This is a genomic window from Streptomyces sp. NPDC051662 (genome assembly GCF_040681655.1).
GTDB lineage: Bacteria > Actinomycetota > Actinomycetes > Streptomycetales > Streptomycetaceae > Streptomyces.
This window is the reverse complement of the sequence record NZ_JBFAZD010000023.1, coordinates 104789-127719: the sequence shown is the minus strand read 5'-3', so window position 1 is coordinate 127719 and position 22931 is coordinate 104789. Positions and strand designations below refer to the sequence as shown.

General features: G+C 71.4%; 26 protein-coding genes. 20 read left to right on the top strand and 6 right to left on the bottom strand.

What is annotated here, in order from left to right:
- Nucleotides 1–21: 21 nt before the first annotated feature.
- From glmS to AB0M67_RS31085, 7 genes are all read left to right on the top strand, one after another.
- Complete coding sequence (gene glmS / locus AB0M67_RS31115; protein WP_365750893.1) at nt 22–1869, top strand: glutamine--fructose-6-phosphate transaminase (isomerizing); 1848 nt, start codon at nt 22–24, stop codon at nt 1867–1869.
- A 76-nt stretch (nt 1870–1945) separates the two neighbouring features.
- Nucleotides 1946–2314, top strand: a complete 369-nt coding sequence (locus AB0M67_RS31110) for a holo-ACP synthase (protein ID WP_249948314.1) — start codon at nt 1946–1948, stop codon at nt 2312–2314.
- A gap of 64 nt (nt 2315–2378) precedes the next feature.
- Nucleotides 2379–3845, top strand: a complete 1467-nt coding sequence (locus tag AB0M67_RS31105; protein WP_365750892.1) for an NAD(P)H-hydrate dehydratase — start codon at nt 2379–2381, stop codon at nt 3843–3845.
- A 102-nt stretch (nt 3846–3947) separates the two neighbouring features.
- A complete protein-coding gene (gene alr, locus AB0M67_RS31100; protein WP_365750891.1) occupies nt 3948–5111 on the top strand; it encodes an alanine racemase in 1164 nt (387 codons plus the stop codon).
- 146 nt (nt 5112–5257) lie between these two features.
- The gene (locus tag AB0M67_RS31095) at nt 5258–6514 is read left to right on the top strand and encodes an alpha/beta hydrolase (protein ID WP_365750890.1); all 1257 of its coding nucleotides are present in this window, start codon (nt 5258–5260) and stop codon (nt 6512–6514) included.
- Entirely contained in the window at nt 6486–7121 is a 636-nt protein-coding gene (gene tsaE, locus AB0M67_RS31090) for a tRNA (adenosine(37)-N6)-threonylcarbamoyltransferase complex ATPase subunit type 1 TsaE (RefSeq protein WP_365750889.1), read from the top strand. The genes AB0M67_RS31095 and tsaE overlap by 29 nt, the downstream gene beginning before the upstream one ends.
- 136 nt (nt 7122–7257) lie before the next feature.
- Nucleotides 7258–7503: a hypothetical protein gene (locus AB0M67_RS31085; RefSeq protein WP_365750888.1), complete on the top strand. Its 246-nt coding sequence runs from the start codon at nt 7258–7260 to the stop codon at nt 7501–7503.
- A 75-nt stretch (nt 7504–7578) separates the two neighbouring features.
- Here AB0M67_RS31085 and AB0M67_RS31080 read toward each other — a convergent pair whose 3' ends face one another.
- Nucleotides 7579–8133 (bottom strand): L,D-transpeptidase, encoded by a 555-nt coding sequence (locus AB0M67_RS31080; protein ID WP_365750887.1) that lies wholly within the window; start codon nt 8131–8133, stop codon nt 7579–7581.
- A gap of 103 nt (nt 8134–8236) precedes the next feature.
- On the opposite strand from AB0M67_RS31080, the gene tsaB reads away from it, so the two are divergent.
- The 5 genes from tsaB to AB0M67_RS31055 all read left to right on the top strand — a co-directional run bounded on the left by tsaB (nt 8237) and on the right by AB0M67_RS31055 (nt 11335).
- Nucleotides 8237–8890: a tRNA (adenosine(37)-N6)-threonylcarbamoyltransferase complex dimerization subunit type 1 TsaB gene (tsaB, locus tag AB0M67_RS31075; protein WP_365750886.1), complete on the top strand. Its 654-nt coding sequence runs from the start codon at nt 8237–8239 to the stop codon at nt 8888–8890.
- Between the two features lie 140 nt (nt 8891–9030).
- On the top strand, nt 9031–9510 hold the full coding sequence (gene rimI / locus AB0M67_RS31070) for a ribosomal protein S18-alanine N-acetyltransferase (RefSeq protein WP_365750909.1): 480 nt from the start codon (nt 9031–9033) through the stop codon (nt 9508–9510).
- The gene (tsaD, locus tag AB0M67_RS31065; protein WP_365750885.1) at nt 9503–10630 is read left to right on the top strand and encodes a tRNA (adenosine(37)-N6)-threonylcarbamoyltransferase complex transferase subunit TsaD; all 1128 of its coding nucleotides are present in this window, start codon (nt 9503–9505) and stop codon (nt 10628–10630) included. Before rimI ends, tsaD begins: the two co-directional genes overlap by 8 nt.
- A complete protein-coding gene (locus tag AB0M67_RS31060; protein WP_365750884.1) occupies nt 10627–10884 on the top strand; it encodes a hypothetical protein in 258 nt (85 codons plus the stop codon). Before tsaD ends, AB0M67_RS31060 begins: the two co-directional genes overlap by 4 nt.
- A gap of 94 nt (nt 10885–10978) precedes the next feature.
- Nucleotides 10979–11335 (top strand): YciI family protein, encoded by a 357-nt coding sequence (locus AB0M67_RS31055; protein WP_365750883.1) that lies wholly within the window; start codon nt 10979–10981, stop codon nt 11333–11335.
- A gap of 102 nt (nt 11336–11437) precedes the next feature.
- Here AB0M67_RS31055 and AB0M67_RS31050 read toward each other — a convergent pair whose 3' ends face one another.
- A complete protein-coding gene (locus AB0M67_RS31050; protein ID WP_365750882.1) occupies nt 11438–11944 on the bottom strand; it encodes a potassium channel family protein in 507 nt (168 codons plus the stop codon).
- Nucleotides 11945–12116: 172 nt separating this feature from the next.
- Between AB0M67_RS31050 and AB0M67_RS31045 the strand changes: the two genes are divergently transcribed.
- The 3 genes from AB0M67_RS31045 (at nt 12117) to AB0M67_RS31035 (ending at nt 14373) form a co-directional block, all read left to right on the top strand.
- On the top strand, nt 12117–13130 hold the full coding sequence (locus AB0M67_RS31045; protein WP_365750881.1) for an aldo/keto reductase: 1014 nt from the start codon (nt 12117–12119) through the stop codon (nt 13128–13130).
- A gap of 146 nt (nt 13131–13276) precedes the next feature.
- Complete coding sequence (locus AB0M67_RS31040) at nt 13277–13936, top strand: hypothetical protein (protein WP_365750880.1); 660 nt, start codon at nt 13277–13279, stop codon at nt 13934–13936.
- A 71-nt stretch (nt 13937–14007) separates the two neighbouring features.
- Nucleotides 14008–14373: a hypothetical protein gene (locus tag AB0M67_RS31035; protein ID WP_365750879.1), complete on the top strand. Its 366-nt coding sequence runs from the start codon at nt 14008–14010 to the stop codon at nt 14371–14373.
- A 24-nt stretch (nt 14374–14397) separates the two neighbouring features.
- Here the strand turns inward: AB0M67_RS31035 and AB0M67_RS31030 are convergent, their stop codons facing one another.
- On the bottom strand, nt 14398–15759 hold the full coding sequence (locus tag AB0M67_RS31030; RefSeq protein ID WP_365750878.1) for a class I SAM-dependent methyltransferase: 1362 nt from the start codon (nt 15757–15759) through the stop codon (nt 14398–14400).
- Between the two features lie 110 nt (nt 15760–15869).
- On the opposite strand from AB0M67_RS31030, the gene AB0M67_RS31025 reads away from it, so the two are divergent.
- The 4 genes from AB0M67_RS31025 (at nt 15870) to groL (ending at nt 19524) form a co-directional block, all read left to right on the top strand.
- Nucleotides 15870–16835 carry a polysaccharide deacetylase family protein gene (locus AB0M67_RS31025; RefSeq protein WP_365750877.1) on the top strand — a complete coding sequence of 322 codons (966 nt, stop codon included), beginning with the start codon at nt 15870–15872 and terminating at the stop codon, nt 16833–16835.
- Nucleotides 16832–17263 carry a hypothetical protein gene (locus AB0M67_RS31020; RefSeq protein WP_365750876.1) on the top strand — a complete coding sequence of 144 codons (432 nt, stop codon included), beginning with the start codon at nt 16832–16834 and terminating at the stop codon, nt 17261–17263. Before AB0M67_RS31025 ends, AB0M67_RS31020 begins: the two co-directional genes overlap by 4 nt.
- Nucleotides 17264–17497: 234 nt before the next feature.
- A complete protein-coding gene (groES, locus tag AB0M67_RS31015) occupies nt 17498–17806 on the top strand; it encodes a co-chaperone GroES (RefSeq protein WP_023539274.1) in 309 nt (102 codons plus the stop codon).
- A gap of 92 nt (nt 17807–17898) precedes the next feature.
- Nucleotides 17899–19524 (top strand): chaperonin GroEL, encoded by a 1626-nt coding sequence (groL, locus tag AB0M67_RS31010; RefSeq protein ID WP_365750875.1) that lies wholly within the window; start codon nt 17899–17901, stop codon nt 19522–19524.
- An 87-nt stretch (nt 19525–19611) separates the two neighbouring features.
- On the opposite strand, the gene AB0M67_RS31005 is transcribed toward groL, so the two are convergent.
- A complete protein-coding gene (locus AB0M67_RS31005) occupies nt 19612–20385 on the bottom strand; it encodes an SDR family oxidoreductase (RefSeq protein WP_365750874.1) in 774 nt (257 codons plus the stop codon).
- 53 nt (nt 20386–20438) lie between these two features.
- Nucleotides 20439–21122, bottom strand: a complete 684-nt coding sequence (locus AB0M67_RS31000) for an MOSC domain-containing protein (RefSeq protein WP_365750873.1) — start codon at nt 21120–21122, stop codon at nt 20439–20441.
- A gap of 81 nt (nt 21123–21203) precedes the next feature.
- Between AB0M67_RS31000 and AB0M67_RS30995 the strand changes: the two genes are divergently transcribed.
- The gene (locus AB0M67_RS30995) at nt 21204–22094 is read left to right on the top strand and encodes a LysR family transcriptional regulator (RefSeq protein ID WP_365750872.1); all 891 of its coding nucleotides are present in this window, start codon (nt 21204–21206) and stop codon (nt 22092–22094) included.
- Between the two features lie 93 nt (nt 22095–22187).
- Here AB0M67_RS30995 and AB0M67_RS30990 read toward each other — a convergent pair whose 3' ends face one another.
- Complete coding sequence (locus AB0M67_RS30990) at nt 22188–22565, bottom strand: WhiB family transcriptional regulator (protein ID WP_365750871.1); 378 nt, start codon at nt 22563–22565, stop codon at nt 22188–22190.
- Nucleotides 22566–22931 lie beyond the last annotated feature (366 nt).

Here is a 22931-nt window from a genome sequence, read left to right as displayed (position 1 = left end):
GACAGCACCTAGGCTGCCGACATGTGCGGAATTGTGGGATACGTCGGAGGACAGTCGGCGCTCGATGTGGTCATCGCGGGCCTCAAACGGCTTGAGTACCGGGGGTACGACTCCGCCGGAGTCGCGGTGCTCGCCGATGGCGGGCTGGCCGCGGCGAAGAAGGCGGGCAAGCTCGTCAACCTGGAGAAGACGCTGGTGGAACGGCCGTTGCCGAGCGGCACCACCGGGATCGGGCATACCCGGTGGGCCACGCACGGCGGCCCGACCGACGTCAACGCCCACCCCCATCTGGACAACGGGGGACGCGTCGCCGTCGTACACAACGGCATCATCGAGAACTTCGCCGCGCTCCGCGCCGAGCTGGCCGGGCGCGGCCACGACCTGGAGTCGGAGACCGACACCGAGGCGGTGGCGCATCTGCTCGCCGAGGCGTTCTCGTCGTGCGGCGATCTCGCCGAGTCGATGCGGCAGGTGTGCCGGCGGCTGGAGGGGGCCTTCACGCTCGTCGCCGTACACGCGGACGAGCCGGACGTGGTGGTCGGCGCGCGCCGTAACTCCCCGCTGGTGGTGGGCGTCGGGGACGGCGAGTCCTTCCTCGCCTCGGATGTCGCCGCGTTCATCGCCCATACGCGCTCCGCGATCGAACTCGGCCAGGACCAGGTCGTCGAACTGCGCCGCGACGGCGTGCTGGTGACGGATTTCGACGGCGCGCCTGCCGACGTCCGTTCGTACCACGTGGACTGGGACGCGTCCGCCGCCGAGAAGGGCGGTTACGACTACTTCATGCTGAAGGAGATCGCCGAACAGCCCAAGGCGGTCGCGGACACCCTCCTCGGACGGATCGACGCCGAGGGCTCGCTGACGCTCGATGAGGTACGTATCCCGGCCGCCGTGCTGCGCGAGGCGGACAAGGTCGTCATCGTGGCGTGCGGGACGGCCTTCCACGCCGGGCTGATCGCGAAGTACGCCATCGAGCACTGGACGAGGATGCCCTGCGAGGTGGAGCTGGCCAGCGAGTTCCGCTACCGGGACCCGATCCTGGACCGGCGCACGCTGGTGATCGCGATCTCGCAGTCCGGCGAGACCATGGACACGCTCATGGCGCTGCGGCACGCCCGCGAACAGGGCGCGAAGGTGCTGGCCATCTGCAATACGAACGGTTCGACGATCCCGAGGGAGTCGGACGCGGTCCTCTACACACACGCGGGCCCCGAGGTCGCCGTCGCCTCGACCAAGGCGTTCCTGACCCAGCTGGTGGCCTGCTATCTGGTCGCGCTGTATCTGGGGCAGCGGCGCGGTACGAAGTGGGGCGACGAGATCAGGGCCGTCATCCGGGATCTTTCGCGGATCTCCCGCGAGGTGGCGCGGGTCCTGGAGACGATGGAGCCGGTACGGGCCCTGGCGCGCTCGCTCAGGGACAAGCGGACGGTGCTGTTCCTGGGCCGGCACGTGGGCTATCCGGTGGCCCTGGAGGGCGCGCTCAAGCTGAAGGAACTGGCGTATATGCACGCCGAGGGGTTCGCGGCCGGTGAGCTGAAGCACGGCCCCATCGCGCTGATCGAGGAGGATCTCCCGGTGGTGGTGGTCGTACCCTCGCCGCGCGGGCGCTCGGTGCTGCACGACAAGATCGTGTCCAACATCCAGGAGATCCGGGCCAGGGGCGCGCGCACGATCGTGATCGCGGAGGAGGGGGACGACGCGGTGGTGCCGTACGCGGATCATCTGATCCGTATCCCGGCGACGCCGACGCTGCTTCAGCCGCTGGTGGCGACGGTGCCGTTGCAGGTGTTCGCGTGCGAGCTGGCGACGGCGCGCGGCAATGAGGTGGACCAGCCGAGGAACCTGGCGAAGTCCGTGACCGTGGAGTGACAGTGCGAGTGCGAGTGAGTGAGTGCCGGGTGGGTACGGCGAGCAGCCGGACACACCGGCCGAGAAGGAGGATGGGTTGATCATCGGGGTGGGGATCGACGTGGCGGAGATCGACCGGTTCGGGGAGTCCCTGCGGCGGACGCCGCAACTGGCCGACCGGCTCTTCTCGGAGCGGGAGTTGCTGCTGCCGAGCGGTGAACGGCGTGGAGTGGCCTCCTTGGCGGCGCGGTTCGCCGCGAAGGAGGCCGTGGCCAAGGCCCTGGGCGCGCCCGTCGGACTGCGCTGGGCGGACGCCGAGGTGTGCGTCGAGGACAGCGGGCAGCCACGGCTGCGGGTACGGGGGACGGTCGCGGCGCGCGCCGCGGAGCTGGGCGTACGGAACTGGCATGTGTCGCTCAGCCACGACGCGGGGGTGGCGTCCGCCGTGGTGATCGCGGAGGGTTGAGGGGAAGCGGGCCGACGGCCGGCGACGGCGGGCGAACGCGGGCGACGGTGGAAAGGCTGGTCGAATGCGTACTGCGTACAGCGTGGAGACGGTACGGAGCGCCGAACGCGCGCTGATGGCACGGCTGCCGGAGGGCGCGCTCATGGGGCGCGCCGCCGCCGGTCTCGCCGCGGCCTGCGCGGGCCTGCTGCGGGATCTGCTGGGACGGGTGTACGGGGCACGGGTCGTCCTGCTCGTCGGCAGCGGGGACAACGGCGGTGACGCTCTCCACGCCGGGGCCCGGCTGGCCCGTCGGGGTGCCGCCGTCACCGTCGTACCGCTGGCCCCCGGCCGGACCCACGAGGGCGGGCTGACGGCGCTGCTCGGCGCGGGCGGACGCGTCGCCGACGACCCCTTCGACGTACTGACCGCCGCGGATCTCGTGCTCGACGGCATCACCGGGATCGGCGGACACGGCGGGCTGCGCCCCGACGCCGTACCGGTGGCACGGGCGGCCCGCGGCTCCGGCGCGGTGGTCGTCGCCGTCGATCTGCCGAGCGGGGTCGAGGCGGACAGCGGGGAGGTGAGCGGTGAGGCGCTGCGCGCGGATGTGACGGTGACCTTCGGTACGTACAAGCCGGGCCTGCTGATCGACCCCGCCAGGGAACACGCGGGCGCGGTACGGCTCGTGGACATCGGCCTCGCGCCCCATCTGCCGTCCGTGCCCGCGCTGGAGGCGCTCCAGCACGAGGATGTCGCCCGGCTGCTGCCGGTGCCGACGGGCGAGAGCGACAAGTACCGGCGCGGTGTGGTCGGCGTGGTGGCCGGCTCCGCGCGCTATCCGGGCGCGGCGGTGCTCGCGGTGGCGGGCGCGCTGCGGGGCGGCGCGGGCGCGGTCCGCTATGTCGGCCCCGGCGCGCACGCGGTGATCGCGCGCTTCCCGGAGACGCTGGTGCACGAGGGACCGCCGTCGAAGGCGGGCCGGGTCCAGGCCTGGGCGGTCGGCCCCGGGCTGGGGGACGCGCTGGGCGACGGCTCGGGCCCCGAGGCCGCGGTGGCGGACGTCCTGGCCTCGGACGTCCCGGTGCTGGTGGACGCGGACGGCCTGCGGCTGCTGGACGCGGAGACCGTACGGGGACGTACGGCCCCGACCCTTCTCACCCCGCACGCGGGCGAGGCGGCGGCGCTGCTCGGCGTCGCCAGGCCCGAGGTGGAGGCGGGCCGGCTGACGGCGGTACGGGAACTGGCGGCGCGGTACGGCGCGACGGTGCTGCTGAAAGGCTCGACGACGCTGGTCGCCGACCCGGACCCGGCCGTTCCGGTCCGCGTGAACCCCACGGGCACGTCCTGGCTGGCGACGGCGGGCAGCGGGGATGTCCTCTCGGGTCTGTCCGGCTCCCTGCTCGCCGCCGGCCTGCCGGCCCGTGACGCGGCGTCGGTGGCGGCCTACCTCCATGGCCTCTCGGCCCGGCTGGCATCGAGGAACGCGCCGCTGGCGGCGGACGACGTGGCGGAGAACCTGCCGGAGGCGTGGCGGAACGTCGTGGGCTGAGGCTGCCGGGAGTGGTGCGCCGAGCGGCGGTGGCATCCGCACCGGTTCGAGCGGCGGTGGCATCGCACCGGCCCCGGACATCGCTCTGAGAGACTGGGCACGATGACCGAGAACACACACACGTCGACCGGTGTCCGCGCGCGGGCCGAAGTCGATCTCGCCGCCCTGCGGGGCAATGTGCGCGCGCTGCGCTCCCGCGTGGGACCCGGTGTCGCCCTGATGGGTGTCGTGAAGTCCGACGGATACGGACACGGCATGGTGCCCACCGCGCGGGCGGCCCTCGACGCGGGCGCCACCTGGCTGGGCACGGCCACCCCCCATGAGGCGCTCGCCCTGCGCGCGGCGGGCATCGAGGGCCGGATCATGTGCTGGCTCTGGACGCCCGGCGACCCCTGGCGGGAGGGCATCGAGGCCGATCTCGACATGTCCGTCAGCGCGATGTGGGCCCTGCGTGAGGTGACCGCCGCCGCGCGCGCGGTGGCGCGTCCCGCCCTTATCCAGCTCAAGGCGGACACCGGCCTCGGCCGGAACGGCTGCCAGCCCGCCGACTGGCCCGAACTGGTGGCCGCCGCGCTCGACGCGCAGGCCGCCGGTCTGGTCCGGGTCACCGGTCTCTGGTCCCACTTCGCATGCGCCGACGAGCCGGGCCACCCCTCCATCGCCTCGCAACTCGACGCCTTCCACCAGATGGTCGCGTACGCCGAGAAGGAGGGCGTCGAGCCCGAGGTCCGGCATATCGCCAACTCGGCGGCCACGCTCACCCTCCCCGAGGCGTCCTTCGATCTCGTACGGGCCGGCATCGCCATGTACGGCATCTCCCCGAGCCCTGAGCTCGGCACCTCACGGGACTTCGGCCTGCGGCCCGCGATGACGCTCTCCGCCTCCGTCGCCCTGGTCAAGCGGGTGCCGGAGGGCCATGGCGTCAGCTACGGCCACCGCTATGTCACCTCGCGGGAGACGACCCTCGGACTCGTGCCCCTCGGTTACGCCGACGGCATCCCGCGCCATGCGTCCGGCCGTGGGCCCGTTCTCGTGGGGGGCAAGCGGCGGCGGGTGGCCGGACGGGTCGCGATGGACCAGTTCGTCGTCGACCTCGGCGGCGACATCCCCGAGCCGGGCGCGACCGCCGTCCTGTTCGGCCCCGGCGACCACGGCGAGCCGACCGCCGAGGACTGGGCCGAGGCGGCGGACACCATCGCCTACGAGATCGTCACACGTATCGGTTCACGCGTCCCCCGCGTCTATGTGGACGAGCGGTCCGCGTGACCGGGGCGACGGGCGGTCCGTATGACTGGCTGGAACGCGTCGGTTGCCCGCATGGGTATGTTGAAGGGGCAACGGCCCGTGTGACCTCCGCCGGGTGAAGACCGGCACGACGGGGAAGATTCCGGCGGAACGACGAGGAGCGCACGGTGAGCGAGAGCAGCGCGGCGGGTGACACGGCGTCCAGGGCTGCCGCCATGATGGCGTCGGTCACCGGCAACTGGCGCAAGGCCGGCGTCGCCGGAGCCGCGATAGGCGTGATCGCCGCGGGCGCGGCGGCCGGGGTCGCGATCGAGAGGCTGACCGTCGGCCGCGGGATGCGCAGAAGGGCCCGGCTCGCGCTCGACGCGTCGGGTCCGTACGGCGCGCTGCGCGGCACCCCGGGCAAGGCGCTCGCCGACGACGGTACGGAGCTGTACTACGAGACCGACGAGGTCGACCCGGAGGCCACGACCGGCGCGGATCCGGCGGCGGACCCGCGCCGCCGCAGGCTCTTCGGCCGGAAGTCCCCCGCGCCGGTCACGGTTGTTTTCAGCCATGGCTACTGCCTCAACCAGGACTCCTGGCACTTCCAGCGCGCCGCCCTGCACGGACTCGTCCGTACCGTCCACTGGGACCAGCGCAGCCACGGCCGCTCCGCGCGCGGCGCCGCCCAGCAGGGCCCCGGCGCGGTCCCGGTCACCATCGACCAGCTCGGCCGCGATCTGAAGACCGTCATCGACGCGGCGGCGCCCGAGGGCCCGCTGGTGCTGGTCGGCCACTCCATGGGCGGGATGACGATCATGGCCCTCGCCGACCAGTACCCGGAGCTGGTACGGGAGAGGGTCGTCGGTGTCGCCTTCATCGGTACGTCCAGCGGAAGGCTCGGCGAGGTCAACTGGGGCCTGCCGGTCGCGGGCGTGAACGCCGTACGGCGGGTCCTGCCCGGCGTGCTCAAGGCGCTCGGCTCCCAGGCCGAGCTGGTCGAGCGTGGCCGGCGGGCCACAGCGGATCTCTTCGCGGGGCTGATCAAGCGGTACTCCTTCAGCTCGAAGGATGTGGACCCGGCGGTCGTACGGTTCGCCGAGCGGCTCATCGAGTCGACCCCGATCGATGTGGTCGCGGAGTTCTACCCGGCCTTCACCGACCACGACAAGGCGCAGGCGCTCTCGGTCTTCCTGGAGATCCCGGCGCTGGTCCTGGCAGGGGAGAGCGATCTGGTGACCCCCAGCACGCACAGCGAGGCCATCGGCGATCTGCTGCCCGACGCGGAGCTGGTGCTCGTACCGGACGCCGGTCATCTGGTGATCCTGGAGCATCCGGAGGCCGTCACGGACCGGCTGGCCGACCTGCTGGCACGGGTGGGCGCGATGCCGGCAGCGGCTAACGTTGGCACTCATGGAAGCACCGCACAGCCCGGCGGCTGAGGCCACGCCCGCCCCCCGCCGTACCGACTGTTCCGACCCCGCCGGCCGTCCCGCGGTCCGCCTCACCGTGGAGACCCCGGAGCGGATGCGGGAGCTGGGCCGTGGACTCGCGGCCCTCCTGCGCCCCGGCGATCTGGTGATGCTGACCGGCGAACTCGGCGCGGGCAAGACCACCCTCACGCGCGGCCTCGGCGAGGGCCTCGGCGTACGCGGCGCCGTGACCTCCCCGACGTTCGTGATCGCCCGGGTCCATCCGTCCCTGGTCGGCGGCCCCGCGCTGGTCCATGTCGACGCGTACCGGCTGGGCGGGGGGCTGGACGAGATGGAGGACCTTGATCTGGATGTCTCGCTGCCGGACTCCGTGGTGGTCGTGGAGTGGGGCGACGGCAAGGTCGAGGAGTTGTCGGACGACCGGCTGCATGTGGTGATCCACCGGACCGTGGGCGCGGACACGAACGCGGACACGAACGCGGATGCGAACGCCGATACGAACGCGGATACGGGGGCTGAGCCGGGCGACGACGGCGCTGACGAACGGCGCGTCGTCACCCTGACCGGCTTCGGCAGCCGCTGGTCGGACGCGGATCTGGCCGCGCTGGCCCACTGATTCGGCCAGCCGTTCCGTACATTCCGACAAGACGTCGGCAAAATGTTGCGCGTGCCGTGCCGTACGTGGTGACATGGTACGGAGAAGTGGTTAGGTCTACCTAACTACGCCTGCCCCCGAACACCAGGAGGCATCCATGCCGGCGCCGGCACGTGAACCGCGACCGCGCTCCACTTCGTATCTGACGCGGTCGCTCTCGCCGTCGTCCGTCTCCATGAAGGATCTGCTGGCGTCCTGCGCTTCGGCGGCGGCCGTCTCCACGCCGCCGTGCGAGCCGTCGGCCGTGGCCTCGGCCGGGGAGACCGCGGAGGCCGGGGAGCTGGAGTCGCGGCGCGAGCGGGAACAGAGACGCGACGCCGCGAGGCAGCGCGACGCCGCGTAAGAGGGCCGGCCGGGCCGGGCCGGGGCTCCGGGTGGCCCCGGAGCCTGGTCCGGGCAAGAGCCCTGGTGTGCGGCCTTACGGGACGACGACGACCTTGGAACCGACCGTAGCGAATGTCCACATCGCGTTTCCGTCCGCCACCTTCATCCTGACGCCGCCGGTCTTCAGCGTCGGATCGGGGCTCGACAGCGTGCCGTCCACCGCCGCGCTGAAGCCGATCGCGACATCGCCGACGAGCGCGAACCGCACGACATGCTCGATCCGTACCCCGTCCGTGCCCGTGACCGACCCCGATCGCGAGGTCACCTGATACGACCCGGGTTCGGGGCTGACGGTGCTCGGCATGACCGGGAAGGTCCGCGTCACCCGGTTCTTCTCCACCAGCCATACGCGCCGGTCGGCCAGCGCGTAGACGACCCGTTCGCCCTCGCCCGACTCGGCGGGCAGGGCATGCGGGTCCTTCGGCTTCTGCGCGGGAGCCCCGGCGGCGCCGGAGGGGGCGGTACGGGGTGCCTTGGGCTTGGCGAGGGCGTCGGGGACATTCGCCGACGCCTGGTAGGCGAGGAAACCGACCACGGCGACGGCAGCCGCGGTGAGCCCGGCCACGATTCCCGAGCTGCTCCTGGACACCTTGATCCACCTCTCGTACGTATGACTAGTTGGTGACGTTAGCAGCAGGCGGCTGACGGGGCGGGGCGCCGTGCCTTGGGGCCGGGAGCCGTAGGCTGTTTGCGTGCTTCTGCTCGCCGTTGATACCGCCACGCCCGCCGTCACCGTCGCCCTCCACGACGGCAGCTCCGTCCTGGCCGAGGAGAGTCAGGTCGACGCGCGCCGCCATGGGGAACTGCTGCTGCCCGCCGTCGACCGGGTCCTCGCCGGGGCCGGACTGAAACTGGACGCGGTCACGGACGTGATCGTCGGCGTCGGCCCCGGCCCGTACACGGGGCTGCGCGTCGGCCTGGTCACGGCGCTGACCCTCGGCTCGGCGCTCGGGGTGCCGGTGCGGGGGCTGTGCACGCTGGACGGCCTCGCGTACGCCTCCGGGGCCGAGGGCCCCTTCGTGGTCGCGACGGACGCCCGGCGCAAGGAGGTCTACTGGGCGCGGTACGCGGACCCCCGCACCCGGCTGACCGAACCGGCCGTCGCCCGGCCCGCCGATATCGCGGAGGCGGTCGCGGGACTGCCCGCCGTCGGTGCCGGGGCGCTGCTCTACCCCGACACCTTCCCGGACGCCCGCGGCCCCGAGCACCAGTCGGCCGCGGCGCTCGCGTCGCTGGCGGCGGAGAGACTGGCCTCCGGCGGGGAGTTCCTGCCGGCGCTGCCGCTCTACTTGCGCAGGCCCGACGCGCAGGTGCCCAAGAACTACAAGGTGGTCACGCCGAAGTGACGGACGCGACTGATGCGGCGGACCCGACTGATGCGCCGGACGCGACCGATACGCCGGACGCGACCGATACGGCGGACGGGACCGACGCGGCCGAGGGGACCGCGGCCGGAGCGGCGGCTCCCGCCGTCGTCCTGCGCGAGATGCGCTGGTGGGACATCGAGCCGGTGCTCGCCCTCGAACGCGACCTCTTCCCCGAGGACGCCTGGTCCCCGGGCATGTTCTGGTCGGAGCTGGCCCACGCGCGCGGCCCCCGGGCCACCCGCCGCTATGTGGTGGCCGAGACGACGCGGGGCGGGAGCCGCCGGATCGTCGGATACGCGGGACTCGCCGCCGCCGGGGGGCTCGGCGACGTACAGACCATCGCCGCCGCCGGCGACCAGTGGGGCACCGGCCTCGGCTCCCGGCTGCTCAGCGATCTGCTCCAGCACGCCACCGCCTTCGAGTGCGAGGAGGTGCTGCTCGAAGTGCGGGTGGACAACCTCCGCGCGCAGCGGCTGTACGAGCGGTTCGGCTTCGAGCCGATCGGGTTCCGGCGCGGCTACTACCAGCCGGGCAATGTCGACGCGCTCGTCATGCGCCACCACGTGAAGACCCATCAAGGAACTGAGACCCATGGCTGACGAACCCCTCGTTCTCGGTATCGAGACCTCCTGCGACGAGACCGGCGTCGGCATCGTCCGGGGGACGACCCTGCTCGCCGACGCCATCGCGTCGAGCGTCGACGAGCACGCGCGCTTCGGGGGTGTGGTGCCGGAGGTCGCCTCCCGCGCGCATCTGGAGGCGATGGTTCCGACGATCGAGCGCGCGCTGAAGGAGGCGGGGGTCTCCGCGCGCGATCTGGACGGGATCGCCGTGACCGCGGGTCCGGGCCTCGCTGGCGCCCTGCTGGTCGGGGTCTCGGCGGCGAAGACGTACGCGTACGCGCTGGGCAAGCCGCTGTACGGGGTGAACCATCTGGCCTCGCACATCTGCGTCGACCAGCTGGAACACGGCCGGCTGCCCGAGCCGACCATGGCGCTGCTGGTCAGCGGCGGCCACTCGTCGCTGCTGCTCGCCCCGGACATCACGGCCGATGTGCGGCCGATGGGCTCGACCATCGACGACGCGGCGGGCGAGGCGTTCGACAAGATCGCGCGAGTGCTCCAGCTGGGGTTCCCGGGCGGCCCGGTGATCGACCGGCTGGCGAGGGAGGGCGACCCGTCCGCGATCGCTTTCCCGCGCGGACTGACCGGCCCGCGCGACGCGCCGTACGACTTCTCCTTCTCGGGTCTGAAGACCTCGGTGGCCCGCTGGATCGAGGCGAAGCGGAACGCGGGCGAGGAGGTGCCCGTACGGGATGTGGCGGCCTCGTTCCAGGAGGCGGTGGTCGACGTACTGACCCGGAAGGCCGTCCGTGCCTGCAAGGACGAGGGCGTGGACCACCTGATGATCGGCGGCGGCGTCGCGGCCAACTCCCGGCTGCGCGCGCTCGCCCAGGAGCGCTGCGAACGGGCGGGCATCAGGCTGCGGGTGCCGCGCCCGGGGCTCTGCACGGACAACGGCGCGATGGTGGCGGCGCTGGGCGCGGAGATGGTGGCGCGCGACCGGCCCGCGTCGGACTGGGAGCTGTCGGCGGACTCGTCGCTGCCGGTGACGGAGCCGCATGTGCCGGGGCAGCCGCATGACCACCAGCACCAGCACCAGCACCGGCACGACCACGACCATGTGCATGAAGTGGCGAAGGACAATCTGTACTCATGACGGTCGCCCTGATGTGGGAGGCGAAAGCGGCGCCCGGCCGGGGCGCGGAGCTGCTGGAGTGGGCGCGGGCGCGCGAACTGCCGTACGCCCCGCTACGCCGCGAACTCTTGCGCGCCCCCCAGGACCGCGTCCTGGTCATCACCTGGTGGGACGCCCCCTACGACGCGGATCTTCCCGAACTCCCCACCCCGCCGCCGGACCTCATCGCCCGCCCACCCCACCGCTGGCGCTTCGAGTCGGTCGCGACGCACTGAAAGGAATTCCCGGCGTGTGTCGATCCGGGAGGCTCCGGTTCGACGTAAGGGTGAGGGGCGGGAAACAGCCCGCCGTACACACCGAGGAGTCACCATGCCGCGCTATCTGTCCACGGTCAGCAGCGACGAGAAGAACGCGCCCGCCGGTGGGCCCAGTCCCGAGCTGATGCGGCGCATGGGCGAGTTGATCGAGGAGATGACCAAGGCGGGTGTGCTGCTCGACACCGCCGGGCTGACGCCGTCCGCGCGGGGTGTGCGCTTCCGGCAGAGCGGCGGGCGGCTCAGTGTCACCGACGGGCCGTTCACCGAGGCCAAGGAGGTCATCGGCGGGTACGCGATCGTGCAGGCCAAGGACAAGGAGCAGGCCATCGAGTGGACCCGGCGCTTTGTGGAGATCCACGGGGACGAGTTCGACATCACCGTCGAGCTCCGGGAGATCGCCGAGCCGTGAGCCGTGAGCCGTGAGCCGTGAGCCCTGAGCCGTGAGGCGTGAGGCGTAGCCGCGGGGTCAAGTCGTACGCGCGGTCCCGGCGGGGGGCGGGACCGCGGCCGGTCAGGGGGCCTTCGGTGGTGCCGGTCCGTCGCGGTCCAGGAGCAGGCGTTCCAGCCGGTCGAAGCGTTCGTGGAGGGCGCGTGTCCCCTCCGAGACGTCCGCCCTCCCCTCGTGCTCCGCGTGCTCGACGGCCAGCGCCACCTGACGCGCGTGGCGGGCGGCCCCGCTGACGAACCAGGTGGCGACGGACGCCGTGACGATGCTGAACGCGGAGATCCCGGCGAGCATCACCACGGTGGCGATGACGCGCCCCGGCGCGGTGACGGGATACAGGTCCCCGTACCCCACGGTGGTCGCCGTCTCGATCGACCACCACAGAGCGCGGGGAAAGGACGTGATGGTCGCGCGCGGCGCCGACACCTCGAACGGGACGATGATCCAGGAGCCGGCCAGCAGGATCACCACGACGGCCAGCGCGGCCCACGTGGCCGCCCGCACATGCAGTCGCTGCCAGCGCTCATTGCCCAGCAGCCATCTCAGCAGGTACGCGAAGGACAGCGGTGGCATGGGCGGACCTCGTTCGGCTCGGTCGCCCCGAAACTACCCGGGCACGCCCCGGCCCGGACCGTCTGACACTCGGATGGTGCGGGACGCGGCGCGCGGTGGTTGTGTGGAAGGAGCGGCGGCCGGCCCCGACCACCCTCCACCCCGCCCCTCTGCGATCCCCAAGGACACGGCGATGACCCACGTCCCCACCACCACGCTCGGCGACGGGCTCGCGGTCGGCGCGCTCGGCTATGGAGCGATGGGCCTGTCCGATGTCTACGGCCCGGCCGAGGAGGGCGAGTCCCTGGCCACCTTGCGTCACGCCCTCGACCGGGGTGTGACGCTCATCGACACGGCCGACGTGTACGGCGCCGGGCAGAACGAGCGCCTGGTCGGCCGAGTCCTCGCCGAGCGGCGCGCGGACGTGACCGTGGCCAGCAAGTTCGGTGTCGTCCTCGGTGAGTCGGGCACGGGTACAGACGGGATGACGACGCGCGGTGACGCCGCGTACGTACGGGCCGCCGTGGACGCGAGCCTGGAGCGGCTGGGTATCGACACCATTGACCTGTACTACCTGCACCGCCGCGATGTCTCCGTCCCCGTCGAGGAGACGGTCGGAGCCATGGCGGATCTGGTCGCGCGGGGCAAGGTCCGGCATCTGGGCCTGTCCGAGGTGACCGCCGACGAGCTGCGGCGGGCACACGCCACGCATCCGATCGCGGCCGTGCAGAGCGAGTGGTCGCTCTGGAGCCGCGATGTGGAACGGACGGTGGTGCCGATGGCGGCCGGGCTGGGGGTGGGCTTCGTGCCGTACGCGCCGCTGGGGCGCGGGTTCCTCACCGGCACGATCACGGACCGGGCCGCGCTGGCCGGTGACTGGCGCGCGGGGCTGCCGCGCTTCTCGGGTGACGCCTTCGACCGTAATCAGGCGGTCGTACGCGCCGTCCGGGGCCTCGCGGCCGAGCTGGGCGCCACCCCCGCGCAGGTGGCACTGGCCTGGCTCCGTGCGCAGGGGGAGCGGTTCGGGCTGCCGGTGGTGCCGATCCCGGGTACGCGGCGGGCCGCCCGGGTCGACGAGAACATCGGCTCGCTGGACGTCGTCCTCGCCCCGGAGCAGTTGGGACGGCTGAGCGGGCTGGCCGAGGGGGTGGTGGGGCGGCGCTCGGACAACGACGACCCGAACTGGGTGTCGGACACCCGCGAATGACCATGACGGAGTGAGCGGACGCCCGGACGGAACGGTCGCGCGGGTCACCGCCGCGAGCGGCGCGCCGGGCGTGGCCCCGGACCGCGCCGGGCACCGCGTCCGACCCCGGTCCGTCAACACCGCTCCGCACCGCTAACCTCTGGCGAATGATCAGCCGTGCTCCGCTGCCGCCGTCCCCGCCGTCCCAGGAGCAGGGCCCATGCCCCGACCACGCGGCGCGGCTCGCCGAGCGGACCCAGGTGATGGTGGCGCTGAGCAGGCGCGGTCTCTCCCTCGGGCGGCTGGTGGCGCTCTGGCTGACGGGGGCGCTCGCCGTGGTCGGCTGGGCGGCCGTGGGGACGGCGGTCCAGAGCTTCGAGGGTGGCGGCCTGGGGCTGGCGGGCGGAGTGGTGGCGCTGGGGCTCGCGGCGGTTCTTCTGATCCCGGCGGGGGTCGCGGTCGGCTTCTGGCTGAGCCGGGGCCGTGTCATACGGGAGCGGCTGGAGGCCTGGGCGCGGTTCGTCCCGGAACCCGTGACGGACCCACGTCTGGGGGCGCACGGGCGGTCCGTGATGTGGCTGCTGCCGTCGGTGCTGCTGTGCCTGGTGGGGGTGTGGCTGACCGGCCGTGCCGCGACCGGGGCCGGAGGCGTGGCGGGCCGTGAGTCGGCCACGCTGGGTGAGACCGCGTACGCGCTGGGGCTCGGCATCACCCTCCTGGCGACCGGGCTGCTCGGGCTGGTCCCGTCGGTCAGGCATCAGTACTGGTCAGAGCAGCTGATGAGGAGGCCGGTACCGGTCCGCAGAGGCGGCGGAACGCACCGCTGAGGCCAGTCCTACCGTGTCCGTCCTATCCTGAAGAGGGAACGCATGCGCCATTCAGGGTTAAGGGGCGGCGGATGGAATGGATTTGGTGGATATTCGTCTTCTTCATCGTGGGCGGTTTCGGTTGGATCGCCGACACCGGCCGCACAGCGCTCCGAACCCGGCACGAACGAAGAATCGAGCGCTTCAAACTCCAGGAGCACGAGCGGCTGGCCCTTGAAGAGGCCAACAAGCCCCCGGAGCCCGTCTGCGGCTGCACCCACCATCTGGCGAAACATGACAAGCAGGGCAAATGTCATGAGGACATGGAGGTGCCGATGGAGTGGGACGAGAACAAGAAGCCCCTGCGGTACGAGCGCCGGCGGTGCAACTGCCAGCAGTACATCGGCCCGCAGCCGCTCTCCCAGATCTACGCGGACGAGCTGACCGACCTGGACTGATCCGGCCGCTCGTCCTTCCCGCCGTCAACGTCCCCCGTTCCGGGCCTGCTCCACCGGGTGGCCGATGAGCATCGTCGGGGCGCCCGCGACCCTGGTGAGGAAGACCGTGGCGGTGTGGGGGCCCTTGAGTTTGAGCCGTCGGCGCAACTCCTCGGGTTCCACCGCCGAGCCGCGCTTCTTCACGGTCAGTACGCCGACCTCGCGCTCGCGCAGCAGGGCCTTCAGCTTCTTGAGCCCGAAGGGGAGTTGGTCGGTGATCTCGTAGGCGGTGGCGAACGGTGTCGGGCGTGGAGCGTCGGCCGTGATGTACGCGATCGTCTCGTCGAGCAGTCCGCCGTCCAGATCCTCGGCGACCTCGGCGACCAGATGCGCGCGGATGACGGCGCCGTCGGGCTCGTACAGGAAACGGCCGACGGGTCGCACGGGCGGATCGGGGAGTCCGCGGCCGGTGAGGGTGGCGCCGGACGGCAGGAGGGTGGCTCGGCGCGTGCCGGGGACGACGGCCTCCGGGCCACCGCGCCCGCGTTCGGGCCGGGGCTCGCCCCCGCCCAGTCCGCCCTCGCGCTGTCCGCCCTCGCGCCGGTACCAGAGCACCGCTTCCTTCACATCGCCGCCGTCCGAGATCCACTCGGCCTCGAAGTCGTCGGGGATCAGCTCGTGCGGGATGCCGGGCGCGATCTTGACCGCGCCCGCGCCGACCCGTCGTACCGCGTCGACCGCCCAGGACAGCGGCGGTGAGTACGCCTCCGGATCGAAGATCCTGCCCCGGCCGCCGCGCCGCGCGGGGTCGATGAAGAGGGCGTCGGCCCCGGTCGTGTCGTACTCCAGGACATCCGCCCGGGTCACCGTCACGGGCGGACCGTCCGGCGCCAGGGTGCGCACATTGGTGAGGGCGATCTCGCAGGTCAGCGGGTCGAGATCGACCGCCGTCACGGCGAGTCCCGCACGGGCCAGTTCGATCGCGTCGCCGCCGATGCCGCAGCAGAGGTCCGTGACCCCGGAGGCTCCGGAGGCCCCGGAGGTCTCCGGGGCCGGCGCGAGGGCGCGGAACCGGGCGGCCCGGTGGGCGGCGACGCTGCCGCGCGTGGCCTGTTCGACGCCGTTCGGCGTGAAGTACATGCGGTACGCGTCGTCCGCGCCGAACTTCGCCACCCCGCGCTGGCGCAGCCGCGCCTGCGCCAGCGCCGCCGACACCAGGTCGGCCGGATGCTCACGGCGCAGCCGGGTGGCGAGGGCGAGCTCCTGAGCCGGGTCGTGATCGCGCAACTCGGCGAGCAGCGCCTGCCCTTCGGCGGAGAGGAGGGGCGCGAGGAGCGGCGTGGCGGGAGCCGGTCCGGGAGGGGGCGAGTCGGCGGGGGAGGAGGCGCGGTCGGTCACCCGCCCCATTGTGGGCCAGCCGGGGGACGGTACACGTCGGGGCGGCGGTGTCGGGCGCTCGCGGGCTCCGCGCGCTGACAGGATGCGACGCCATGCAGCTAGTACGACAAAAAGAAGAGATGTCCACACAGGCCGCATATCGCGCACCAGTAGCCAGGCGATGGCGCGGCCGTACGGTTCTGGCCGCACTGCTGGTCGCAGCCCTCGGCTCGGGATGTGCCGCCCAGTCCGGCGCACCGGAGAAGCACGCGCCCGACACGCCCGCCGCCGGGAAGCCGGGCCGGGCCGCCGCCCCCGGGGCGCCGGGCGAGCAGACGGCGGCAGAACTCGACGCGCTCTACTCGCCCGAGAACGTACGCCGTGTCCAGGCCGAGCGCGCCGTCGCCGCGCAGAGGTGGGGGCTCGCGAGCACGCCCTTGGCCGCGCCCAGGCCGCCCGCCGTCAAGCCGACGATCAGCACCCGCGAGGGCTTCGAGGTCGAGGGCGGCGAGGATCTGCCGCCGCTGTTCACCACCGTCCCGGTCGACGGCGAGAAGGTCGTCTTCCTGACGATGGACGACGGTTCGGAGAAGGACCCCGAACTGCTGCGGATGATGAGCGAACTGAAGATCCCCTACACCGCCTTCCTCAGCGATTACGTCATCAACGACAACTACGGCTACTTCGGGCAGATGCGGGACCGCGGGGTCGCCATCCAGAACCACACCCTCAACCACCCGTATATGCCGGGGCTGTCGTACGAGGAGCAGAAGCGGGAGATCTGCGGCCAGCAGGATCTGCTGCAGAAGAACTACGGGAAGCGGCCCACGCTCTTCCGGCCGCCGTACGGCAACTACAACGCCGACACGCTGCGCGCCGCGAAGGAGTGCGGGATCAAGGCCGCGCCGATCTGGGCGTCCGAGGCGTTCCCCGACCACATGGAGTGGCGCGAGTGGGACCGGGACATGCACCCCGGCGACATCATCCTGACCCACTTCCGTGGACGGGACGAGTGGAAGGGCTCCATGCCCGACATGATCCGCCATGTGATGAAGGTCGTCACGGACAAGGGATACGCCGTGGGCCGGCTGGAGGACTACGTATGAGACCCGCGCACCGGCTGCTGGCCGGGGTGCTGGCAGCCGGTGCGCTCCTCGCGGCCGGCTGCGCCCAGTCGTCCGGCGCGATGGACCCGATGGACCCGATCGAACGACTCGGCCGCAAGGCGGCGCAGCGGGTGAATCCGCATGACTCGGTACCGCCCCGGGTGCCCCTGCCGTTGCCGGGCCCCGGACCTGGATCGGCGTCGGGGTCGGCGGCGCCGGGTCCGGGATCGGGCGCGGGGGCGACGTCCGTTCCTCCGTCCTCGTCCCCGTCCGCACCGGGCGCTCCCGTACGCCCCGTCTGCGGGCTGCACGAGATGTCGCCCGCACCACCGCCCTCGCCGCCGTTCCCGCCGTCGCCGCCGTTCTCCACCCCGTTGCCGCCGTCGCCACCACTGCGGCACTGCCCCTCGGTCCTGCCCGACCTGTAAGGAACCCGGCCCCCGGAGCCGCGTTTCCGTAGCGGGGAAAGATCCGCCACGACCACGCTCATTGGCACTCCGCTTGACCGAGTGCTAATCGCAGTCATAGTCTCGGGTCTGGCACTCCCCACTGGAGAGTGCCAAAGCGCGACTGACAGGTCCGGCACCCGCGACGACGGATCTATTTGGTCGCCACCCTCAGACAGTTAACCCCGTGAGATCTCCGAAGGGGGAGGTCGGATCGTGACGACCGCCAGCACCAAGGTTGCCATCAAGCCGCTTGAGGACCGCATTGTGGTCCAGCCGCTCGACGCCGAGCAGACCACGGCCTCTGGCCTGGTTATCCCGGACACCGCCAAGGAGAAGCCCCAGGAGGGCGTCGTCCTGGCCGTGGGCCCGGGCCGATTCGAGAACGGCGAGCGGCTTCCGCTCGACGTCTCCGTCGGCGATGTCGTTCTGTACAGCAAGTACGGCGGCACCGAAGTGAAGTACAGCGGCGAGGAGTACCTCGTCCTCTCGGCTCGCGACGTTCTCGCGATCATCGAGAAGTAATTCACCTAATTGCTTTTGGACCGCGCCCCTGGCCGCCCTGCGATTGCCGGGCGGACAGGGGCGCGGTTCATTGAGAGGACAGAGAAGCTCCCATGGCGAAGATCCTGAAGTTCGACGAGGACGCCCGTCGCGCCCTTGAGCGCGGCGTCAACAAGCTTGCCGACACGGTGAAGGTGACGATCGGCCCCAAGGGCCGCAATGTCGTCATCGACAAGAAGTTCGGCGCCCCCACCATCACCAACGACGGTGTCACGATCGCCCGTGAGGTCGAGATCGAGGACCCGTACGAGAACCTCGGCGCCCAGCTGGTGAAGGAGGTGGCGACCAAGACCAACGACATCGCGGGTGACGGCACCACCACCGCCACCGTGCTGGCCCAGGCGCTGGTCCGCGAGGGCCTGCGCAATGTCGCCGCGGGCGCTTCCCCGGCCGCCCTGAAGAAGGGCATCGACGCCGCGGTCAAGGCCGTGTCCGAGGAGCTCCTCGCGACCGCCCGCCCGATCGACGACAAGTCCGACATCGCCGCCGTCGCCGCGCTCTCCGCCCAGGACGAGCAGGTCGGCGAGCTGATCGCCGAGGCGATGGACAAGGTCGGCAAGGACGGTGTCATCACCGTCGAGGAGTCCAACACCTTCGGTCTGGAGCTGGACTTCACCGAGGGCATGGCCTTCGACAAGGGCTACCTGTCCCCGTACATGGTGACCGACCAGGAGCGTATGGAGGCCGTCCTCGACGACCCGTACATCCTGATCCACCAGAGCAAGATCGCCAGCATCCAGGACCTGCTGCCGCTGCTGGAGAAGGTCATCCAGGCGGGTGGCTCCAAGCCGCTGCTGATCATCGCCGAGGATGTCGAGGGCGAGGCGCTCTCCACCCTCGTCGTCAACAAGATCCGCGGCACGTTCAACGCCGTCGCGGTGAAGGCCCCCGGCTTCGGTGACCGCCGCAAGGCCATGCTCGGCGACATCGCCACCCTCACCGGTGCGACCGTCATCGCCGAGGAGGTCGGCCTCAAGCTCGACCAGGCCGGTCTGGACGTGCTGGGCTCCGCCCGCCGCGTCACCATCTCCAAGGACGACACGACCATCGTCGACGGTGGCGGCAACTCCACCGACGTCGCCGGCCGGATCAACCAGATCAAGGCCGAGATCGAGTCCACGGACTCCGACTGGGACCGCGAGAAGCTCCAGGAGCGCCTCGCGAAGCTGGCCGGCGGCGTGTGCGTGATCAAGGTCGGCGCCGCCACCGAGGTGGAGCTGAAGGAGAAGAAGCACCGTCTGGAGGACGCCATCTCCGCGACCCGCGCCGCGGTCGAGGAGGGCATCGTCTCCGGTGGTGGCTCCGCTCTGGTGCACGCCGCCAAGGTGCTGGAGGGCAACCTCGGCAAGGAGGGCGACGAGGCCACCGGTGTCGCCGTCGTCCGCCGCGCCGTCGTCGAGCCGCTGCGCTGGATCGCCGAGAACGCCGGTCTTGAGGGCTACGTCATCACCTCCAAGGTGGCGGAGCTGGAGAAGGGCAACGGCTTCAACGCCGCGACCGGCGAGTACGTCGACCTGGTGAAGGCCGGCGTCATCGACCCGGTCAAGGTCACGCGCTCCGCCCTGGAGAACGCCGCGTCGATCGCCTCGCTGCTGCTCACGACCGAGACCCTGGTCGTCGAGAAGCCGGCCGAGGAAGAGGCCGACGCCGGTCACGGCGGCCACGGCCACAGCCACTGACGTGTAGACGTCCGGCCGAACGGACACACCGAGGCCCGGTATCCCTCCACAGGGGTACCGGGCCTCGTGCGTGACGGCTTCGACGGCTTACCGCGGGCCGTACTTGCGGCCCGTCTTCGAGGTGATCCCGCCGAGCAGCCCGCGCGGAGCCAGCTTCACCGCTCCCATCAGCGCCTTGTAGCGCGGATCCGGTACGGACACGGTCTTCCCGCGCGCCAGGTCCGCCAGCGCGGCGGCCACCAGCTTGTCCGCGTCAAGCCACATCCAGCCCGGGATGTTATCCGTGCCCATCCCGGCCCGCTCATGGAACTCGGTCCGTACGAAACCCGGGCACAGCACCATCAGCCGTAGGCCCGTCCCGGCCAGATCCCGCGCCACGCCCTGGGTGAACTGCACGACCCAGGCCTTCGAGGCGCCGTACGTCCCGCGCGGTACGAACGCGGCCACGGACGCCACATTGACGACCCCGCCCCGGCCGCGCGACTTCATCCCGGGGACCGCCGCCGAGGTCAGCCGCAGTACCGCCTCGCAGTGCACCTTCAGCATCGTCAGCTCGTCGGCCATCGAGACATCGAGGAACCGCCCCTTGTTGCCGAACCCCGCGTTGTTGACCAGCAGATCGATCGGCTGCTTGCGGTCCGAGAGCCGCTTCTCCACCGAGGCGATCCCGTGGTCGGTGGAGAGGTCGGCGGTCAGCACCTCGGCCTCGATGCCGTGCCGGTCGTGCAGTTCGGTGGCCTGGGCCCGCAAACGCTCGGTGTCGCGGGCGACCAGGACGAGATTGTGTCCGTCCGCGGCCAGCCGCCGAGCGAAGGCGGCGCCGATCCCAGCCGTCGCGCCGGTAATCAAAGCAGTCGTCATAGGCAGGCACGTTAGTGCCTGCGCGGGCGGACCCGGCGACGCCCGGGAATGGGTTACTTCGCGGCGCTCTCCGTGGCGTATTTCTCGACGTACTCCCGCGCTGTCCTCAACTCCTCGGCGTGCAGGGCCTCACCGGCGGCGAGAACCCGTGGCAGCAGCTCGCGCTCGGTGGTGACGGCGCGGAAGGCCAGGGAGACCGTCACGTCATGGTCCGGCCGGTGGACGATCTCGATCGGATCGCCCGCGCGTATCTCGCCGGGGGTGATGACCCGCAGATACACCCCGGTCACGGCCTGCCCGGTGAACCGCCGCACCCAGCCCTTCTCACCGAGCCAGCCCTGGAACGTACGGCACGGAATCCGCCCGCTCGTCGTCTCCAGCACCACGTCGGAGCCGATACGCCAGCGCTCGCCGATCCTGGCGCCCATGATGTCCAGGCCGGACGTGGTGAGGTTCTCCCCGAAGGCGCCGTTGGCCAGCGGCCGTCCCAGCTCCCGCGCCCAGAAGTCCAGATCCTCCCGGGCGAAGGCGTACACCGCCTGGTCGGTGCCGCCGTGATGGCGCAGATCGCAGACCGTGTCACCGGCGACGCCGCTCCCGCCCTCGCCCTTCGCCCCGGGATCCGACACCCGGACGGGACGGTCGGTCGGACGTTTGTCGATCCCGGTGAGCCCGCCCGGGGTGTCCGTGTACTCCACGGCCGTCGGCCGCCCCACATTTACGGTCAGAAGCTTCATACACGCCACGCTAACCACCCCACCCTCAAAGATTCCACCCGTTAATTATCGGTACCCCAAAGACTCGCTTATACTCACAGGGTGATCGAAGCCCGTCATCTCCGTGTCCTGCGCACCGTGGCCGCCACGGGCTCCTTCTCCGCCGCGGCCCGCGAGCTGGGCTGTACGCAGCCGGCCGTCAGCCAGCAGATGAAGGCGCTCGAATCGTCAGCGGGCACCCCGCTGATCATCCGCACCGGCCGCGAGATGCGGCTGACGCAGGCCGGCGAGGCGCTGGTGCGGCACGCGACGGGCATCCTCGCCGGCCTCACCGCGGCGGAGGAGGAGATCGCGGCCATCGCCGGGCTGCGGGCCGGCCGGGTCAGGCTGGTGTCCTTCCCCAGCGGCAGTTCCACGCTGGTGCCGACCGCTCTGGCCGCCCTGCGCGCGGCCCATCCGGGCACGCGGGTCTCGCTGGTCGATGCCGAGCCGCCGAGTTCGGCGGTGATGCTGCGGGACGGTGAGTGCGATGTGGCGCTGGCGTTCCGGTACGGCGGCTCCGGCGCCGAGTGGGACGACCTCGTCGTACGCCCGCTGCTCGTGGACCGGCTCGTCGGTCTGGTCCCCGAGGGCCACCGGCTCGCGGACGCCGGTACGGTCGCGATCGCCGAGCTGGCCGCGGAGCCCTGGATCGCGGGCTGTCCCCGCTGCCGTACCCAGTTGGTCGACGCGTGTGAGGCGGCGGGATTCACGCCCCGGATCGACTTCGCGACGGATGACTACCCGGCCGTGATCGGCCTGGTCGCGGCGGGGCTTGGGGTGGCGGTGCTGCCGGAGCTGGCGATGGAGTCCGTACGTACGGAGGGCGTTCGTACGCTCACGGTCGAGCCGTCCGTTCACCGGGAGATCGTCGCGCTGACCCTGCCCGATCTCGCGCGGGTCCCGGCCGTGGCGGCGACGCTGGATCAGCTGGTCCTGGCCGGCGCGCGCTGAGAGGGCGCCGCGGGAGGGGTGGTGCGGGAGGGGTGGTGTGGCGTTGCTGTGCTTGCAGGAACGTTTCTTCGCTAATGACGGGCCGTCGGACACTCAGCCGTTCTCGTGGCCCCCGTGGCCGTGGCCGTGGCTGTGGCTGTGGCTGTGACCGGTGCCGCCGCCGTGACCCGAGGTCGATGCCGTGATCAGCCGGGTCCGCGCCCGCCCCATCAGCTCCTCGCGTTCGTCCTCGGTCAGTCCGCCCCACACGCCGTACGGCTCCCGCACCGCCAGGGCGTGTGCCGCGCACTCCGCGCGGACGGGGCACCTCATGCACACCTCTTTCGCCGAGTTCTCACGCGCGCTTCGTGCCGCGCCTCTTTCCCCTTCCGGGTGGAAGAAGAGCGAACTGTCGACACCCCGACATGCCGCGAGGAGCTGCCAGTCCCACAGGTCTGCGTTCGGTCCGGGAAGGCGGGAGAAATCTGCCATTGCTCATGTCCCCTTGAAACCGTGCTGAGGCGGATACGGGCCGCTTGGACGCCGGGTACGAGCCCGGCGCGTACACGCACCGGTGCTCACGACCGTACATCTACTATGTAAGTAGATGTAAATATGACTCATTGCGAATCTAGCCACAGACACCAGTAAAAGTGAAGAAAAGCCGCTAAATGGGGCATACCTCCGATTGGGTACCGGTCAACCCCTTGCGCTCTCCTCCGTGTGCGACCCCTCACAGGGAGTGTCGAAGAGGGTTGTCCGACCCGTAACTCTTTCGAGTGACCGTCGTTGAATGTGCGAGGCGGTTGAGAGAACGAGCGCTCGGGCGCATGTCCGAGAGCGTCAATCGCACAGGTG

Excerpts from the sequence above, each read along its gene's own strand:
- AB0M67_RS31040 (WP_365750880.1), top strand. The coding sequence starts at position 13,277 with ATGATCAGCCGTGCTCCGCTGCCGCCGTCCCCGCCGTCCCAGGAGCAG.
- AB0M67_RS31045 (WP_365750881.1), top strand. The coding sequence starts at position 12,117 with ATGACCCACGTCCCCACCACCACGCTCGGCGACGGGCTCGCGGTCGGC.
- AB0M67_RS31035 (WP_365750879.1), top strand. The coding sequence starts at position 14,008 with ATGGAATGGATTTGGTGGATATTCGTCTTCTTCATCGTGGGCGGTTTC.
- AB0M67_RS31005 (WP_365750874.1), bottom strand. The coding sequence starts at position 20,385 with ATGACGACTGCTTTGATTACCGGCGCGACGGCTGGGATCGGCGCCGCC.
- AB0M67_RS31085 (WP_365750888.1), top strand. The coding sequence starts at position 7,258 with ATGCCGGCGCCGGCACGTGAACCGCGACCGCGCTCCACTTCGTATCTG.
- AB0M67_RS31030 (WP_365750878.1), bottom strand. The coding sequence starts at position 15,759 with ATGGGGCGGGTGACCGACCGCGCCTCCTCCCCCGCCGACTCGCCCCCT.
- AB0M67_RS31060 (WP_365750884.1), top strand. The coding sequence starts at position 10,627 with ATGACGGTCGCCCTGATGTGGGAGGCGAAAGCGGCGCCCGGCCGGGGC.
- alr (WP_365750891.1), top strand. The coding sequence starts at position 3,948 with ATGACCGAGAACACACACACGTCGACCGGTGTCCGCGCGCGGGCCGAA.
- AB0M67_RS31020 (WP_365750876.1), top strand. The coding sequence starts at position 16,832 with ATGAGACCCGCGCACCGGCTGCTGGCCGGGGTGCTGGCAGCCGGTGCG.
- tsaE (WP_365750889.1), top strand. The coding sequence starts at position 6,486 with ATGGAAGCACCGCACAGCCCGGCGGCTGAGGCCACGCCCGCCCCCCGC.
- AB0M67_RS31055 (WP_365750883.1), top strand. The coding sequence starts at position 10,979 with ATGCCGCGCTATCTGTCCACGGTCAGCAGCGACGAGAAGAACGCGCCC.
- rimI (WP_365750909.1), top strand. The coding sequence starts at position 9,031 with ATGCGCTGGTGGGACATCGAGCCGGTGCTCGCCCTCGAACGCGACCTC.
- AB0M67_RS31025 (WP_365750877.1), top strand. The coding sequence starts at position 15,870 with ATGTCCACACAGGCCGCATATCGCGCACCAGTAGCCAGGCGATGGCGC.
- AB0M67_RS30990 (WP_365750871.1), bottom strand. The coding sequence starts at position 22,565 with ATGGCAGATTTCTCCCGCCTTCCCGGACCGAACGCAGACCTGTGGGAC.
- AB0M67_RS31050 (WP_365750882.1), bottom strand. The coding sequence starts at position 11,944 with ATGCCACCGCTGTCCTTCGCGTACCTGCTGAGATGGCTGCTGGGCAAT.
- AB0M67_RS31105 (WP_365750892.1), top strand. The coding sequence starts at position 2,379 with ATGCGTACTGCGTACAGCGTGGAGACGGTACGGAGCGCCGAACGCGCG.
- AB0M67_RS31000 (WP_365750873.1), bottom strand. The coding sequence starts at position 21,122 with ATGAAGCTTCTGACCGTAAATGTGGGGCGGCCGACGGCCGTGGAGTAC.
- glmS (WP_365750893.1), top strand. The coding sequence starts at position 22 with ATGTGCGGAATTGTGGGATACGTCGGAGGACAGTCGGCGCTCGATGTG.
- groL (WP_365750875.1), top strand. The coding sequence starts at position 17,899 with ATGGCGAAGATCCTGAAGTTCGACGAGGACGCCCGTCGCGCCCTTGAG.
- tsaD (WP_365750885.1), top strand. The coding sequence starts at position 9,503 with ATGGCTGACGAACCCCTCGTTCTCGGTATCGAGACCTCCTGCGACGAG.